Raw genomic sequence first — 16,410 nt, 5'->3', positions numbered from 1 at the left:
CTGAGCAACGGATTGCCGTGGGGCAGGCCGCGCGGCTTTCAGGGCACGGCGCGCCCCGCGTTGGGGCTTGTCTGCGCCGTGAGAACAAGCTCGGGAACGCGGCCCGGCTGGAGACAGGCCCCGCCATGGCCTATACCGGGAAAACGTTGCCGATTGCGTAGGGATTGTGTGCCGCTTGGCAGGCAATTTGCATCGGTGGCGCGTGCTGTTCCCCACAGCACGGGTTGATCCCATCCCTATCCCCAAATCCGAGGAGAACCATGAGCGTCCTATCTGACAAGGTCGACGCCCCGCCACCGCAGCCGCCGCACCGGCTGCTCGGGCGCAAAGGCAAACGATTGGCGCGTGCCGTCGCGGTTGGCGCTTTGCTGGCGGCCGGCGTCGGTGCATCGACACAGCCGGTTGCGCAACTTGCGCCGGAGTCGCACGCGCGCAAGGTCAAGGTGCTGATCATCAGCATGTTCGCGCCCGAGGCGCAGCCGTGGATCGACAAGCTTGGCCTGACGCAAGACGTGCCGGTGCCGGGCCTGTCGATCGATTACCCGAACGTGCATTGCAACGCCAGCGACGTCTGCCAGCTCACCACGGGCATGGGCAAGGCGAATGCCGCGTCGTCGGTGTCGGCGCTGATCTACAGCGGCAAGTTTGATCTGCAGCGCACGTACTTCCTTGTGGCGGGCATTGCCGGGATCGACCCGTCGCAGGGCACGCTTGGCAGCGCTGCGTGGGCGCGCTTCCTGGTCGACAGCGACATCGCGTGGGAGATCGATGCGCGCGAGGTGCCCGCCAACTGGCCCAACGGCTTCATCGGCATCAACACACAGGGCCCGGGGCAGAAGCCGCCGCTGGATTACAAGACCGAAGTCTTCCGCGTGAACGAGGCGCTGCTACAGAAGGCACTGGCGCTTTCCAAGGGCGCGGTGTTGGACGACAACGCAACTGCACGCGCCTATCGCGCCAACTACCCGAGCGCACCGGCCAACCAGCCGCCATCCGTCGTGCAATGCGACACCGCTGCGGGCAACACGTACTGGCACGGCGCCAAGCTGGGCGAGCGCGAAGCGGCATGGGTCAAGCTGCTGACGGACGGGCAGGGCACGTACTGCACAACGCAGCAGGAAGACAACGCCACGTTCGAGGCGCTCACGCGTGGCTCCAAGGCAGGCCTGCTCGACCTGCAGCGTGTGGCCGTGCTGCGCACTGCATCGAACTTCGACCGGCCGTATCCGGGGCAGACGCCGTATGACTCGCTGGTCAACAGCAACTCGGGCGGGTTCGTGCCGTCGCTCAACAACCTGTATCTGGCGGGCGGTCCGCTGGTCAATGAGATCGTCACGCGCTGGAGCGTGTGGAAACACGGAGTGCCCTCGCCATGATCGATTCCCGACTCAAGACCCCCATGCGATCCATCGCCAAGCTCTGTGCGGTTGGTGCCGCAGCGCTGACCTTGAACAGCTGTGCGTTCGATGGCGTCAAGGTCATCGTCATCAACATGTTCCAGGGCGAGGCACAGCCGTTCATCGACCGCTACGACCTGAAGGAGAAGGTCTACATCTCCGGCTTGTCGTCCGGCGCGCCCAACATGCTGTGCAACTACGACGGCATCTGCCAGGTCACCACGGGCATGGGCTATGCGAATGCCGCATCGACGATTTCCGCGTTGCTCTATCGCAGCAAGCTGGACCTCTCGCACACCTACTTTGTGATTGCCGGCATTGCGGGCATCGATCCGGCGCAGGGGACGGTGGGCTCGGCGGCGTGGGCGCGGTATGCGGTCGATTACGGCCTCTCGCACGAGATCGATGCGCGCGAGATGCCGGCAGGCTGGCCATACGGCTACTTCGGCATCGGCACCAAGGGCCCAGGCGAGAAGCCGCCGATGGACTACCGCACCGAAGTGTTCCAGCTCAACGAGACGCTGCTGCAGCGGGCCTACACGCTGTCGAAATCGGCGACGCTGGAAGACAGCCCCGAGGCCATCGCCTTCCGCAAGAACTACCCTTATGCGCCGGCCAACCAGCCACCCGCTGTCATCCAGTGCGACGTGGCTTCCGCAGATACGTGGTGGGCCGGCCGCAACCTTGGCCAGCGGGCGCGTGACTGGGTGAAGACGATGACCGACAACAAGGGCACGTACTGCACGACCGCGCAGGAGGACAACGCCACACTGGAAGTGCTCACGCGCGGCGCCCGTGCCGGCAAGGTCGACCTCAGCCGCGTGGCATTGCTGCGTGCCGGGTCCGACTTCGATCGCCCCTACGATGGCCAGAGCGCCTCCGACGGGCTCATCAACTACGCGCAGCAGGGCGGTTTCGTGCCGGCCACGCACAATCTCGTCAATGCGGCCAAGCCGTTGCTGGACGACATCGTGCAGCACTGGCCGCAGTGGAAGCAGGGGGTACCGGCGAATTAACAGTTGCTGACATCACATTTCAATCTATATAATGCGAATCATTCTCATTTGATGGGTGGCGACGGGTAACTTGCCTGACCGCTGACCATCGCTCTTGCCGGGCGAGCCAGCGGGTTGCCACCTGCCAGCCAACGGATCGACGCGCCGCGTGATGTTTTGCGGCGCGTTTTCTCTTCTCTCAGCGCATGTCCGCGCGTCCGGTTTCGCTAATCCTGATCGACCCTGTTGCCTGCGATGAACCGTCATCTCGCGGCCCGCGCATTCTCCTGCGCGCTCGCCGCCATTCCTCTTGCCGTTTCCACATGGGCGCATGCCGAAGAGAGCCCGCCGGCCACAGGTGCCGCCACGGTCGACCTGAATGAGACGACCGTCACTGCGGGCAGTCAGCGCGGCTTTGCGGCCAGCACGGCGCAGGTCGGCGCGTTTCGGGGCATGGCGTTGCGCGATATCCCTGCCACCGTGAACGTGGTCACGCGCGAGGCGCTCGACGCGCAGCAGGACACGTCGCTGTACGACGCCCTGCGCAACACGGCCGGCGTGACGCGCCAGCAGCTTTCGGGCGAGACGTTCGATAACCTCGCCATTCGCGGCGTGACGCTGGAGAACCGCACCAATTTCCGCTTCAACGGCTCGATGCCGCTTCCGGCGCTCACGGCCATCCCGCTTGAGGACAAGGAGCGCGTGGAGGTGCTCAAGGGCGTGTCGGCGCTGTATTACGGCTATACGACTCCGGGCGGGGTAGTGAACCTCGTCACCAAGCGGGCGGGCAACACGCCGGTCACTACGCTGGGCATGCAGTTCGACAGCAATGGCACCGTGGTCGGCACGCTCGACGTGGGGCGCCGCTTTGGTGAAAACAATCAGTACGGCCTGCGCTTCAATGCGGCGGGCGGCTCGCTGCAGTCGCCAACAAGCGGCATTGACGGTACGCGCCAGCTTGCCGCCGTGGCTTTCGACTGGAAGGTCAACAGCCGCCTGAGCCTGAAGGCCGACGTGGAATACTCGCGCAAGGTCATCACCGAACAATCGGTGGTGACGCTGCCCGCCGCCAAGAACGGCGTCATCACCTTGCCGGCCATGCCCGACCCGGCCAAACGCATTGCGCCGGGGTGGGCCGACTTTGACGGCAACAACACCAATGCGTTGCTGCGTGCCGATTACGCGCTCGCCGATACGTGGCTGCTGACGGTGGAAGGCGGCATGTCGGAGACGGCGCGCACGCGGGCGTTCTCGGAATTTCGCCTGACCAACGCGGTGACGGGCGCCGGCACAGTCTCTGGCCAGCGCCAGAGCGGCCGCTGGAACACCAGCCACGTGCGTGCCGACATCTCCGGTACCGGGAAAACGGGTTGGATCACGCATGACCTGACCTTCGGCATTGCGCGATCCGACATGCGCCAGGCGGCCGTGTACTCGGACCGTTTTTCAGGCGCGCAGAATCTGTACAACCCCGTGGATCTCGGCTGGTTGCCCACCACCGGCACGGGCGTCACCGCAGAGCAGCGCGCCGTGGATACGGGGGTCTACGCGCTGGATCGCATGACGCTGTCGCAGCACTGGCAGGTGATCGCGGGCCTGCGCTACACGCGCTACACCAGCGAGCAGGCGCCCAACCGGTACGAGGCCAGCAAGACCACGCCGCTGGGCGCGGTCATCTACAAGTTCACGCCGGCGCTGTCGGCATACGCGTCGTACGCGCAGGGCCTGGAAGCCGGTGCGCGCGCGCCCAACACGGCCGCCAACGCCAATGTGGCCATGCCGCCTGCGCTGTCGGAACAGAAGGAGGTGGGCGTGCGCTACGAGACGCCAGCCGGCACACAGCTCGCCGCTGCCGTGTACGACATCGACCGCGCCGCGAGCTACACCAACGACGCGAACGTCTTCGTGCAGGATGGGCGCGAGCGCATTCGCGGTATCGAGCTGACCGCCCAAGGCCGCGTCACCAAGGACCTGTCGCTGCTGGCCTCCGCAGGCTGGACGGACGCGAAGTTCCGCGGTGTCGGTAACGGCCTCGACGGAAAAACGCCGGAGAACACGCCGCGCAGCACCTCCAGCGTCTTTGCGGAATACACGCTACCGATGCTGCGTTCGGTCTCGTTCAATGCAGGCGCCTATTACCTTGGCCCGCGCCCTGTGAATGATGCCAACCAGGCAGAGCTGGGCGGCACGACGCTCTTCAGTGCAGGCGTGCGTTACGTGACGCGCGTCTCGGGCAAGCGGGCAACGCTGCAGTTCAATGTCGACAACCTGACCGACAAGCGCTACTGGGCGGGCGCCGGCAACAACCGTCTGTCGATGGGCGCGCCACGGCTCTTCAAGCTCGGCATGAAGATCGATCTGTGATGCGTGTCAGCCGCCGGCGGCTTTCTTCACTGCGCCCAGCACATCCATCGGCAGCGGAAAGACAATCGTCGAACTTCTGTCACCGGCGATCTGCGTGAGCGTCTGCAGGTAGCGCAACTGGATTGCCTCGGGTTGCTGGGCCAGCATGCGCGCGGCTTCCAGCAGCTTTTCCGATGCCTGCAGCTCGCCTTCCGCGTGGATGACCTTGGCGCGGCGTTCGCGTTCGGCCTCGGCCTGGCGGGCGATGGCGCGGATCATCGATTCGTTCAGGTCGACGTGCTTGATCTCCACGTTCGCGATCTTGATGCCCCACGGGTCGGTCTGGATGTCGAGCACCTTCTGGATGTCGAGGTTGAGCTTTTCGCGCTCGGCCAGCATCTCATCCAGCTCGTGTTTGCCGAGGATGGCGCGCAGCGTGGTCTGCGCGAGCTGGCTTGTCGCTTCAAGATAGTTGGCCACCTGAATGATGGCGCGCTCCGGATCGACTACACGGAAATACACCACCGCATTGACCTTGACCGATACGTTGTCGTGCGAGATCACATCCTGGGGTGGTACGTCCATCACCACCGTGCGCAAGTCCACGCGCACCATCTGCTGGATGGCCGGCACGATGAGCACCAGCCCTGGCCCCTTCACGCGCCAGAAGCGGCCGAGCAGGAACACCACGCCGCGCTCGTATTCGCGCAGCACCCGAAACGACGAGATGACCAGCAGCACGGCCAGGAAGATCAGGCCGCCTGCACTGAAAAATCCGTAGACCATATTCTTCTCCTCAGAATGACGCCGGGACGACGTTCAGCGTCAGGCCGTGCCGCGCCGTCACGCGCACACGGTCGCCGCGTGCGAGGGGCCCGTCGCAGTGCACGCGCCAGCGCTCGCCATGCACTTGTGCCCAGCCGGCGGCCGGGTCGTTTGGGTCGGTCGGGTCCAGCTCCAGCAATTCGCCGGTCATGCCGATGAGGATGTCGCCACCGGCCACGTTCGGGCGCCGCCGTGCCCGCAGAGCCATGCTCGAGAGCAGCAGGATCACCGCCAGGCTCACGAACGCCATCGATACGATCAAGGGCAGCGGTACGCCAAAGCCCGGCGTTTGCGTGTCGATCAGCATCACCGCGCCCAGCACGAACGCAACGATGCCGCCCACGCCGAGCGCGCCGAACGTCGGCAGGAATGCTTCAGCAACCATGCAACCTAGGCCGAGTGCGATGAGGGCAAGCCCCGCGTAGTTGATCGGCAGCATCTGCAACCCGTAGAGCGCCACCACGATGCACACTGCGCCGAGGATGCCCGGCACAACCATGCCCGGCGTCGAGAACTCGAAGATGAGTGCGTACACGCCCACCGTCAGCAGCAACAGCGCCAGGCTTGGATCGGTAATGACACCGAGGAAGTGGTTGCGCCAGTCCGGCTCCAGCGTGACGATCGTGGCCTCTGCCGTATGCAGCGTGACCACGCCGGCGGACGTGCGCACCGCGCGGCCGTCGACTTGCTTGAGCAGATCAGGGAGGTTTGCCGCAACAAGATCGATCACGTGCTGGCTCGCGGCTTCGGGCGCGTCGAGGCTCACGGCTTCACGCACGGCGCGCTCGGCCCATTCCGCATTGCGACCACGCAGTTGCGCCAGCCCGCGGATGTACGCCGCCGCGTCGTGCATCTGCTTGCGGGCGAGGGTGTCTTCGTTGCTGGAAGAGACGATTGGCGCGCTGGCCGGTTTGGCACTGTCGCCGGGGCCGGGAGCGTGGCCGCCCATGCCGATCGCCACGGGAGACGCCGCACCCAGGTTCGTGGCGGGCGCCATCGCCGCAACGTGGCATGCATAGAGGATGTAGGTGCCCGCGCTCGCTGCCCGCGCGCCGCCGGGGGCCACGTAGCCTGCCACCGGCACGGGCGACGCAAGGATGGCCTGAATGATCTGGCGCATCGACGCATCGAGGCCGCCGGGCGTATCCATTTGCAGCACAACAAGCTGCGCACCTTGATCGCGCGCCTGTTGCAGGCCGCGGATCACATAGGCTGCGCTGGCTGGCCCGATGGCACCGGTGACCGGCAACACCACGACCGGCGCGGCTGCCACGGCAAGGCTGGTCCAGACCGCGGCGATGACCGCTGCCAACCATCCTATCCAACGCCGCATCCGCAACGACGGCCGCATTCGCGCCTCCGTCCGTGATTGCCGCGGTTTTTGCCTGATCAGACCTGCGGCACGGTCCCGATATCCGCTTTCAGTTTAGGCGGCAATGGCCTCGCGCGTGGGTGCGCTTGGCGCTGGTTTTGGCTCGCTCAGCAACTGAACCAGCGCCTGTAGGGCGGGCCCTGCCATGTCGCGGTGCCAGGCGAGCAGCGTGTCGACACGGCCAGGCTTACCCAGCGCGTGGATGCTGATTTCCGGGGCATTCGTATACAGCTCAAGCACCGAGCGGGGCACCAGCGCCACGCCAATGCCGGCCGCCGCGCACGCGATGATGGCGTGATACGAGCCAAGCTCCAGCACCCGGGACGGCACCATGCCATCTGCGGCGAACCAGTCTTCGATCAATTGCCGATAGGCGCAGCCGGGTTCGAACGCGAGCATGCCGGCGGTCTGCACGTCCACAGCGCGGCGGATTGGCGGATGGGCGCGGTGCGCAATCAGCACCAGCTCTTCCGCAAAGGCCGGCAGCGTCGTCATGGCGGCGCGCGTGTTGTTCAGGCACGCCGTTTCGGCAACGAACGCGCAATCGACTTCAAAGTTGGACAGCGCCTGGAGGGACTGGCGCGTGGTCATCGTTACCAGTTCGAGTTGCACGCGCGGCCAGCGCTGATGCAGCGTGGCCAGCAGGGCCGGAAGCCGGCTTGCCGCCGTGCTTTCCATCGAGGCGATGCGCAGGCGCCCGTGCGGCTCGCGCGGCTGCACGGCTTGGCGTGCTTCTGCGGCCAGGCGGAGGATGTCGTCGGCGTAGGTCAGCAAGGTCTGACCGGCGGGCGTGAGCACCATGCGCTTGCTCTCGCGCACGAACAGTTGCACGCCCAGCGAGGTCTCGAGCTGGCGGATGCGTGTCGTCACATTCGACTGCACGCGATTCAACTGCTGGGCCGCCCGCGTGACGCCGCCTTCCCGCACCACCGTCCGAAAGATCTCAAGCGAGGGCAGATCCATGATGTATCTCAAATGCTAATGGGTTTGTTCAATATAATTCATTTTTCAGAATGGACGGCCTTGCGTACGATGAAGTGCCGATTTCCTCATCCGGGCCTTTCCATGGAGCACACGCTGTCGTCTACCTCTACCTTGTCCGCCGCGCGTTCTCAGCGGGCCACCGCATGGCGCGTGGCGATTGCGGGCATGGTGGCGCTGTCCGTGGCGATGGGCATCGGCCGCTTCGCCTTCACGCCGATCCTGCCGATGATGCTTCACGACGGCAGCCTGACGTTGGCGCAGGGCAGTTGGCTGGCCACCGGCAACTACCTGGGCTATTTCGTTGGCGCGCTGGCCTGCATGGCGGTGCGCGGCGACGCGGCACGGCTCATCCGCATCGGCCTGGTTGCGACAGTGCTGCTGACCGCCGGAATGGGCGTCCTGCAAGGACAGCCGGCGTGGCTTCTCCTGCGCTTTGCAGCCGGCATGGCCAGCGCGCTGGTGTTTGTTTTTACGGCGGGCTGGTGCCTCCATCGGCTGACCGAGCTGGGCCATGCGGCGCTCGGCGGCATCATTTTCTGCGGGCCGGGTCTTGGCATCGCCATACCGGGCTTGGCGGCCAGCGGGATGGTGGCGCTGGGTTGGCACGCAACGTCGGCATGGATTGCGTTTGGCGTGCTGTCGGCGCTGCTCTCGGCGGCGGTGTGGTCGACCATCCGGCCGGAAGCGCATGCGCATGCTGCTCCGGCGCCGGCTGTATCCGGGACGGCACCCGGCCTGGATGCGCCCACCAGCGCGCTGACGCTCGCCTACGGCCTGGCCGGCTTTGGCTACATCATCACCGCCACGTTCCTGCCCGTGATCGCGCGCAAGGTGCTGCCGGCGGGTTCGGTCTGGCCCGATCTGTTCTGGCCGATGTTCGGTGCGGGAGTGGCGCTCGGGGCGTTCCTTTCCACACGGATCAGCCTGGCGCGCGACAACCGCTCGCTGCTGGCCACGGCCTACGCCATGCAGGCGCTTGCTGTGACTACCAGCATCGTGTGGCCAACGGTGGCGGGGCTGGCGCTTTCCAGCACGCTGCTCGGCCTGCCGTTCACGGCGATCACGCTGTTCGCCATGCGCGAGGCGCGCCGGCTCTGGCCGCATGCCGTGCCGCGTCTGATGGGGCTCATGACGGCCGCGTATGGCATCGGCCAGATCGTCGGGCCGCCGCTTGCGAACCGGCTGTTTGCGGCCACGGGCGGCTTCAATGCATCACTGGCCGTGGCAGCGGTGTCGCTCGTGGCGGGCGTGGCGACCTTTCTTGTGGTGAAGCGCGTGGCACCGGCGCGTGCGTGATGCGCGGCATGTGAAGGCGTGTACAACGCGCTCAGCGCACCCGTTCTAGAATGCCTCCTCCATTGGAGGAGCCCCATGTCTTTTGCCCTGCGCCCCGATGCCGTCACGTCTGGCGGCGAAATGAGCCAGGCCGAGCGCGCGGTGCGCGTCGATCTTGCCGCCGCATATCGCCTGGCCGCGCTCAACGGTTGGGACGACCTTGTCTACACCCACCTGTCGGCCACCGTGCCGGGCGAGCCTGATCACTTCCTGATCAACGCGTTCGGCCTCGCGTTCGACGAGATCACCGCATCCAACCTGGTCAAGATCAATGGCCGCGGCCAGCTTGTCGGCGATTGGCCCGACGCAGCTACGCGTCCGTCCGTCAACGTGACGGGCTTCGCATTGCACGCCGCCGTGCACGCCGCCCGGCCCGACGCGCAGTGCGTGATCCATCTGCATAACACGGCCGGCATTGCCGTGTCGGCGCAAAAGCACGGGCTGCTGCCGTTGTCACAGCATGCGCTGCGGTTTCACCGGCGCATTGCGTATCACGATTACGAAGGGCTTGCCTTTACGCCGGAAGAGGGCGGCCGCCTTACCGCATCGCTCGGCAGCCATTTCGCCATGTTGCTGCGCAATCACGGCACGCTCACCGTCGGCCGTACCGTGGCCGAGGCGCACGTGCTGATGGCCACACTCATCAAGGCATGCGAGATCCAGATCCAGGCGCTGGCCGGCGGCGAGGTCGTCTTGCCCGCGCCGCAAGTGGCCGATCGCGCGGCGGAACATCTCGAAGATGGCGGCGCGATTGAAGGCGTGATCGAGTGGCCGGCGCTCTTGCGCAAACTGGATAAAATCGACGCTTCGTATCGCGACTGACACAACTGACGAGACTGGTCCAAGCCACTCATCAAAACGGAGACACCCCATGCCGACTTTCCATATCGAGATGTTCGAGGGCCGCAGCGTTGAGCAGAAGCGGAAGCTCGTCGAAGAGGTAACGCGCGTCACCTGCGAATCGCTGGGCTGCGCGCCGGGCGCCGTCGACATCATCATCACCGACATCAAGCGCGAGAACTGGGCCACCGGCGGCGTGCTGTGGTCCGAACAGAAGTAACCCGTCTTCCACTCACATTTGCCGGCCCGCCATGCAGCCCAAGCAGCATTTCGCCTCAGACAACTACGCGGGCTTCTGCCCGGAGTCTCTGAAGTATTTCCTGGAGGCCAACGGCAGCGGCCATGAGCCGGCCTATGGCGATGATTCCTGGACGCAGCGCGTGTGCGACCGCATCCGCGATCTGTTCGAGACCGATTGCGAAGTCTTCTTCGTCTTCAACGGCACGGCAGCCAATTCGCTGGCGCTGTCGTCGCTGTGTCAGTCGTATCACTCGGTGATCTGTCACGAGCTGGCGCATATCGAAACGGACGAATGCGGTGGCCCCGAGTTTTTCTCCAACGGCTCAAAGCTGCTGACCGCCAAGGGCGAGAACGGCAAGCTCACGCCGGACGCGGTGGAAGCGCTCGTTACGCGGCGCTCGGATATCCACTACCCGAAGCCGAAGGTCGTTTCGCTGACGCAGTCGACGGAAGTCGGCACCGTCTACACCGTGGACGAGGTGCGGGCCATTGCCGCGATTGCCAAGCGTCGCCAGTTGCGCGTGCACATGGACGGCGCGCGTTTTGCCAACGCGGTGGCGTCGCTCGGCGTGCATCCGTCCGAGATCACGTGGCGCGCTGGCGTGGACGTGCTGTGCTTTGGCGGCACGAAGAACGGCCTGCCGGTCGGCGAGGCCGTGGTCTTCTTCGATCGTCGCCTGGCGGAAGACTTTGCCTATCGCGTCAAGCAGGCAGGGCAGTTGGCCTCGAAGATGCGATTCATCTCGGCACCTTGGCTGGGTTTGCTTGAAAACGACGTGTGGCTGCGTAACGCGCGTCACGGCAATGCGATGGCGCAGCTTCTGCATGCGCGCATTGCCGATGTGCCGGGCGTGCGCATCATGTTTCCGACCGAATCGAACGCCGTGTTTGCCGAGTTGCCGGTGCCCGCCATCGAGGCGCTGCGTGCACGCGGCTGGCGTTTCTACACGTTCATTGGTGCCGGCGGCTGCCGCCTGATGTGCTCGTGGGATGTGGAGCCCGAGACGGTGGAAGCCTTCGCCGCCGACATCCGCACGGCCTGTGAGCAAGCTGTCTAACGCATCTCTCTGCCATGAGCTTCGACTACCGCTTCTGCCCCCAATGCGCCACGCCGCTCGTCGAGCAGCACAACGCCGGCCGCCTGCGCATCTCATGTCCGGTGCCGGACTGCGGCTTCGTCCACTGGAACAATCCGCTGCCGGTCTTGGCGGCGGTGGTCGAGTATCGCGGGCAGATGTTTCTGGCGCGCAATGCGCTATGGCCCGAAGGCATGTTTGCCCTCGTCACCGGCTTTCTGGAGCGAGATGAAACGCCTGAAGAAGGCATTGCCCGCGAGCTGAAGGAAGAGACGAACCTCGATGCACAGTCGATCTCGCTGATCGGCGTGTATGAGTTCATCCGCAAGAATGAGCTGATCATTGCGTACCACGTGGTGGCCGATGGCGAAATCGCGCTGTCGGAAGAACTCGTCGAGTACCGTCTGAAGCCGTTTGAGAAAGTCCGTCCCTGGACGGCCGGCACCGGTTATGCCGTCGCTGATTTCCTGAGTGCGCGCGGCTTGCCTGTCAGCTACATCGACATCCGCACCGGCGAACCCGCCGAGCCGCCGCCGCGCCAGTGGCAGCCGACACGGCTCGTTACAATCACGGAATAACTGATGCGAGCGGCGCTGCGCCGCTTGCCCGTACCACTGAGGAAGACATGGAGTTTCAGAAGGAAATCGACGCGCGCGGCCTGAATTGCCCGCTGCCCATCCTGCGCACGAAGAAGGCCCTTGCCGACATGCAAAGCGGCGACGTGCTCAAGATTCTTGCTACCGACCCCGGCGCCACGCGGGACTTCCAGGCATTCGCCAAGCAAACCGGCAACGAGCTGCTGGAGCACAGCGAGCAGGACAAAGTGTTCACGTTCTACATGCGCCGCCGCTGATCGGGTAGCGCGTTCAATGAAAACGGGGCGATCCGGTTTGGCCGGATCGCCCCGTTTTCATTGGCTGCGGATCGTTTCGCGAATGGGCGTGGCTTACTTGCGCGCTTCCATAGCCATGCGCAGCGCCAGGCTGGTCAGCACGGTGCCCATCAGGTAGCGCTGAACCGACAACCAGCTCGGCTTGCGAGAGAGGAATGCAGCGATGCTGCCCGCCGTGGCCGCGATCATCGAATTGACGGTCAAGCTTACGCAGATCTGCGTAAGCCCCAGGCACACCGACTGCACCAGCACGCTGCCGTGCGCCGGCTCGATGAACTGCGGCAGCAGCGACAGGTACAACACTGCCACCTTGGGATTGAGCATGCTGGTCAGCAAGCCCATCGTGTACAGCTTGCGCGGGCTGTCCACCGGCAGCTCCCGCACCTGAAATGGCGCGCGGCCACCCGGGCGCACGGCTTGCCACGCCAGATACAGCAGGTAGATCGCGCCGCCAAAGCGCAGGGCATCGTAGGCAAACGGCACGGCCATCAGCAAGGCTGTGATGCCGAACGCCGCGCACAGCATGTAGAAGACAAAGCCGGTGGCGATGCCCGCCAGCGACACCAACCCGGCGTTACGCCCCTGACAGATCGAACGCGAGATCAGGTAGATCATGTTCGGGCCGGGCGTCAGCACCATGCCGAGAGCAACCAGGGCAAAGGTGAGCAGGTTGGTGAGGGTAGGCATAGCGGGCTCGATGTCAGCGGCAAGGACGAAGAGCTTGCAGGCTAGCACCCGTCGCCAACCGCCCGACAGGTACAGAAAATCGCAAATTTCGGCAATTCTGTATTGGTCCTCCAAGGAGAGCCAACCGCGACCATTGGATAACGCATGCGGCGCATGCCTGGAAGCCATCGCGGGTTTTTCATTTTTTGGTGCGGGCAGGCTGGGGGGAGGGGACAGCTTACAGAATGCTGAACCATCGGCGACCGCGCGCCATGTGTGTGTCATCGGCGTTGTTGAAGGTATGCCGAGATCATTCCTCCCCCCCATCCCCTGGTCCCCATGCGCCTGCATTTCCTCTTTCCCGCCGTGCTGTTCATGGCGTTGCCTGCACATGCTGAGGTTCTTATCAGCGAGTACGTAGAAGGCAGCTCGAACAACAAGGCCATCGAAATCTACAACCCTGATGGGGCAGAAGCCGATCTGTCGGTCTACAAGATCGAGCAGTACAACAATGGCGCCAGCACGCCCACCGCATCGTTTGCGCTTTCGGGCAAGCTGGCGCCGGGCTCTGTGCATGTGATGGCCCACAGCACGCTGGCCAGTGCGCTGGGCACCCGCGTCAACCAGACCGCGGCGTTCTCCTTCAACGGCGACGACGCGCTGACGCTCACGCGTTCCGGCGTCGTTGTCGATCGCATTGGGCAGGTCGGCTATCAACCGCCGTCCGGCTTTTGGGGTGCGGCCAGCGCCGGCACCAAGGACCACACGCTGCGCCGCAAAGGCACGGTGAAGGCGGGCGACACGAACACTACCGCTGCCTTCGATCCATCCGTGCAATGGGATGCGTTCAACGTTGACGACTTCTCCGACCTTGGTCTGTACAACGGGCAGGGCACCGCCACGCCGCCACCCGCCGCTGCCGTGTGCGGTGCCGCTGCAACGCATCTTGCGGATGTGCAGGGCGCTGGCACAACTTCGCCGCTGGCCGGCCAGAACGTCGAGGTCGAAGCGGTCGTGACGGCCGACTACAGCGGCACCAACGGGTTCAACGGCTTCTTCGTGCAACAGCCCGACGCGCAGCGCCGAAGGCTGCCCGGCGTGTCGGAAGGGCTGTTCGTCTACGCGCCCGGCGTCACCGCCCGTGCAGGTGACCTCCTCCACCTTGTCGGCAAGGTGGAGGAGAAGTACGGCCAGACGCAATTGACGCTGGTCACCAACGGCATCGCAAGCTGCGCCAGCGGCAACAGCGTGACGCCGGTCGACGTGACACTGCCCGTGGCCGATGCCACGGCGCTCTCGGCGTATGAAGGGATGCTCGTGCGCCTGCCGCAGACGCTGACGGTGAGCGAAACGTACGAACTCGGACGCTATGGCAGTCTGCTCCTCAGCAACGGGCGCCTGCCATTGCCCACCAACGTGGCCCCACCCGGGACCGGCGCTGTGGCCCAGGCTGCAAGCAATGCCCTGAACCGCATCGTGCTTGACGACGGTTCCAATCAGCAGAATCCTGCCAGCGTGCGCTACCCGGCGCCGGGCCTGTCTGCGGCGAATTCCGTGCGCGCCGGCTATACCGTGAGCGGTGTGCAGGGCGTGCTGGAAATGCGCTACAACGCCTGGCGCCTGCAGCCTGTGCCGGGCGCGGCCGCACCGGCTTTCAATGCCGCCACGAACCCGCGTGCGGGTGCACCTGCACGCCATGCCCAAGCTGATGTGCGCGTCGCCTCGTTCAACGTACTGAACTACTTCAACGGTGACGGCAAAGGTGCCGGCTTCGATGGGCCGACCAACCGCGGCGCCAAGACACAGGCCGAGTTCGAACGCCAGGAAGCCAAGATCGTCGCCGCTATCCGCGCCATCAATGCCGATGTGGTCGGCCTGATGGAAATCGAGAATGACGGCTACGGTGAACTCGGCGCCATCCGCCGCCTGACGAGCCAGCTCGGCGCCGACTGGCGCTATGTCGATCCTGGCGTGCCGAAGCTGGGCAGCGATGCGATTACGGTGGCGATCGTCTACAACAGCCGCACCGTGGAGCCTGTAGGGGTGCCGGCCACGCTTGCCATCGACAACAAGAACCGCCAGCCGCTGGCGCGCAGCTTCCGACGCATCGGCGGCGCGCAGAACTTCACCGTGGTCGTCAATCACCTGAAGTCCAAGGGCTGCACCGGCACAACCGGTAAGGACGCCGACCAGGGCGACGGCCAGAGCTGCTGGAACCCCACCCGGGTGCGTGCTGCCGGTCTGATCGCCGACTGGCTGGCGACCTCGCCAACCGGTGTGGCTGACGTAGGCAAGCTTCTCATCGGCGACCTCAACAGCTATGCCAAGGAAGATCCAGTCTTGCTGCTTGCCGACAGGGGATACGCCGACATGGTGGAGAAGTTCATTGGCAGGGATGCCTACAGCTATGTCTACGGCGGCGAATCCGGCTACATCGACCATGCGCTTGCCACCTCCGGCCTGGCCGAGCGTGTACGCGCCGTGCACGAGTGGCACATCAACGCCGACGAACCGATTGCGTTGGAATACGCATTCGCATACAAGAGCGCCGAGCAGCAACAGACCTTCTACGCGCCGGACGCGTATCGCTCGTCGGATCACGATCCGGTGCTGGTCGACCTCGCGCTCAATACGGAGGCTGCAGGTGGCGGCACTGCCCCCGAAAACGATGTTGCTACGGGTAGCGGCCCTGGCAGTGCCGGGGAATCGGGCGCCGGTGCGGTAGATCCGCTGATCGGGCTCGTGCTGGGGGGCGGTGTGGTGGCCCTGGTGTGGCGTCGCGCGTGGCGCGCCTGAGCATCCCGACACTTCGCCGTCCAGCGTGGTGGTTGCGCGGGCGAGTGCATCCCGGCTTCCTTGCGGCGGCGCTGTTGATGCTCGCCTTGCAGGCCGGCGGTGTCACGATCGCGGACACGCTGCGCTACGAGCGCGCCGCTATCGCGTCTGGTGAAGTCTGGCGGCTGATCTCCGGCCACTTCGTCCATTTCAACTGGGCGCATTGCCTGCTCAATGTCGGTGGTCTCATCGTGCTGGCGGTCATCCTTCCCGCGTCGCTATGCGTGTGGCGCTGCTGCCTGTGGCTTGCGGCGTCGATCGGTCTCGTGCTTTTTCTCGCGCTGCCCGGGCTGCAGCACTATGCCGGGTTCTCGGGCATCGCATACGGTCTCGCCGTGGTCGCGTTGCTGCCACGTGTGCCTGATGAGCCGATTGCGGCCGTCGTGCTATTTGCGCTCGTGGCACGGGCGCTCTGGCAGTGGCTCGACACTGGCAACGCCGATGCGATGCCATGGTTGGGAGCGCCGCCGCTTGCCGCTGCGCATCTGGCCGGGTTGGCGGCCGGCGCGCTATTGCTTTGCATTGAGTGCCGGGCATCCGTCTGAGCGCCCTATCCGTCGACGTGCTTTAAGCTTCTGAATTGGCAAGATCGGCAACATCGCGAGCGCGA

Annotated in this window: 15 protein-coding genes; 11 read left to right on the top strand and 4 right to left on the bottom strand. The window is 65.0% G+C overall.

The window, feature by feature from the left end; genetic code table 11:
- Positions 1 to 260: 260 nt before the first annotated feature.
- From DOD19_RS10960 to DOD19_RS10950, 3 genes are all read left to right on the top strand, one after another.
- Positions 261 to 1,376, top strand: a complete 1,116-nt coding sequence (locus tag DOD19_RS10960) for a hypothetical protein (RefSeq protein ID WP_024976299.1) — start codon at positions 261 to 263, stop codon at positions 1,374 to 1,376.
- Positions 1,373 to 2,413 (top strand): purine nucleoside permease, encoded by a 1,041-nt coding sequence (locus DOD19_RS10955; RefSeq protein ID WP_112185473.1) that lies wholly within the window; start codon positions 1,373 to 1,375, stop codon positions 2,411 to 2,413. Before DOD19_RS10960 ends, DOD19_RS10955 begins: the two co-directional genes overlap by 4 nt.
- Before the next feature lie 234 nt (positions 2,414 to 2,647).
- Positions 2,648 to 4,756, top strand: a complete 2,109-nt coding sequence (locus DOD19_RS10950) for a TonB-dependent siderophore receptor (protein WP_112185471.1) — start codon at positions 2,648 to 2,650, stop codon at positions 4,754 to 4,756.
- Between the two features lie 6 nt (positions 4,757 to 4,762).
- Here DOD19_RS10950 and DOD19_RS10945 read toward each other — a convergent pair whose 3' ends face one another.
- From DOD19_RS10945 to DOD19_RS10935, 3 genes are all read right to left on the bottom strand, one after another.
- Positions 4,763 to 5,521: a slipin family protein gene (locus DOD19_RS10945; protein WP_112185469.1), complete on the bottom strand. Its 759-nt coding sequence runs from the start codon at positions 5,519 to 5,521 to the stop codon at positions 4,763 to 4,765.
- Positions 5,522 to 5,531: 10 nt separating this feature from the next.
- Positions 5,532 to 6,911 carry a nodulation protein NfeD gene (locus DOD19_RS10940; protein WP_112185467.1) on the bottom strand — a complete coding sequence of 460 codons (1,380 nt, stop codon included), beginning with the start codon at positions 6,909 to 6,911 and terminating at the stop codon, positions 5,532 to 5,534.
- Between the two features lie 75 nt (positions 6,912 to 6,986).
- The gene (locus DOD19_RS10935) at positions 6,987 to 7,895 is read right to left on the bottom strand and encodes a LysR substrate-binding domain-containing protein (RefSeq protein ID WP_112185465.1); all 909 of its coding nucleotides are present in this window, start codon (positions 7,893 to 7,895) and stop codon (positions 6,987 to 6,989) included.
- Between the two features lie 102 nt (positions 7,896 to 7,997).
- Between DOD19_RS10935 and DOD19_RS10930 the strand changes: the two genes are divergently transcribed.
- The 6 genes from DOD19_RS10930 (at position 7,998) to DOD19_RS10905 (ending at position 12,260) form a co-directional block, all read left to right on the top strand.
- Entirely contained in the window at positions 7,998 to 9,212 is a 1,215-nt protein-coding gene (locus tag DOD19_RS10930; protein WP_024976293.1) for a YbfB/YjiJ family MFS transporter, read from the top strand.
- Between the two features lie 75 nt (positions 9,213 to 9,287).
- A complete protein-coding gene (locus DOD19_RS10925) occupies positions 9,288 to 10,073 on the top strand; it encodes a class II aldolase/adducin family protein (RefSeq protein WP_112185463.1) in 786 nt (261 codons plus the stop codon).
- A gap of 49 nt (positions 10,074 to 10,122) precedes the next feature.
- The gene (locus tag DOD19_RS10920) at positions 10,123 to 10,311 is read left to right on the top strand and encodes a 4-oxalocrotonate tautomerase (protein ID WP_004629375.1); all 189 of its coding nucleotides are present in this window, start codon (positions 10,123 to 10,125) and stop codon (positions 10,309 to 10,311) included.
- Between the two features lie 31 nt (positions 10,312 to 10,342).
- Positions 10,343 to 11,389, top strand: a complete 1,047-nt coding sequence (locus DOD19_RS10915) for a low specificity L-threonine aldolase (protein WP_024976291.1) — start codon at positions 10,343 to 10,345, stop codon at positions 11,387 to 11,389.
- A gap of 14 nt (positions 11,390 to 11,403) precedes the next feature.
- A complete protein-coding gene (locus tag DOD19_RS10910) occupies positions 11,404 to 11,985 on the top strand; it encodes an NUDIX hydrolase (RefSeq protein WP_024976290.1) in 582 nt (193 codons plus the stop codon).
- Positions 11,986 to 12,032: 47 nt separating this feature from the next.
- Positions 12,033 to 12,260, top strand: coding sequence for a sulfurtransferase TusA family protein (locus DOD19_RS10905; protein ID WP_024976289.1), 228 nt, complete (start codon positions 12,033 to 12,035; stop codon positions 12,258 to 12,260).
- A 93-nt stretch (positions 12,261 to 12,353) separates the two neighbouring features.
- Here DOD19_RS10905 and DOD19_RS10900 read toward each other — a convergent pair whose 3' ends face one another.
- On the bottom strand, positions 12,354 to 12,986 hold the full coding sequence (locus DOD19_RS10900; protein ID WP_112185461.1) for a LysE family translocator: 633 nt from the start codon (positions 12,984 to 12,986) through the stop codon (positions 12,354 to 12,356).
- A 318-nt stretch (positions 12,987 to 13,304) separates the two neighbouring features.
- On the opposite strand from DOD19_RS10900, the gene DOD19_RS10895 reads away from it, so the two are divergent.
- Both DOD19_RS10895 and rrtA read left to right on the top strand, forming a co-directional pair.
- Positions 13,305 to 15,761, top strand: coding sequence for an ExeM/NucH family extracellular endonuclease (locus DOD19_RS10895; protein WP_112185459.1), 2,457 nt, complete (start codon positions 13,305 to 13,307; stop codon positions 15,759 to 15,761).
- Positions 15,749 to 16,345, top strand: a complete 597-nt coding sequence (rrtA, locus tag DOD19_RS10890; protein ID WP_239497987.1) for a rhombosortase — start codon at positions 15,749 to 15,751, stop codon at positions 16,343 to 16,345. Before DOD19_RS10895 ends, rrtA begins: the two co-directional genes overlap by 13 nt.
- Positions 16,346 to 16,410: the final 65 nt, after the last annotated feature.

The sequence above is a fragment of the Ralstonia sp. GX3-BWBA genome (genome assembly GCF_003290055.1).
Lineage (GTDB): Bacteria > Pseudomonadota > Gammaproteobacteria > Burkholderiales > Burkholderiaceae > Ralstonia > Ralstonia holmesii.
The sequence above is the reverse complement of the archived record's forward strand: the minus strand, read 5'-3'. Positions and strand labels throughout refer to the sequence as shown.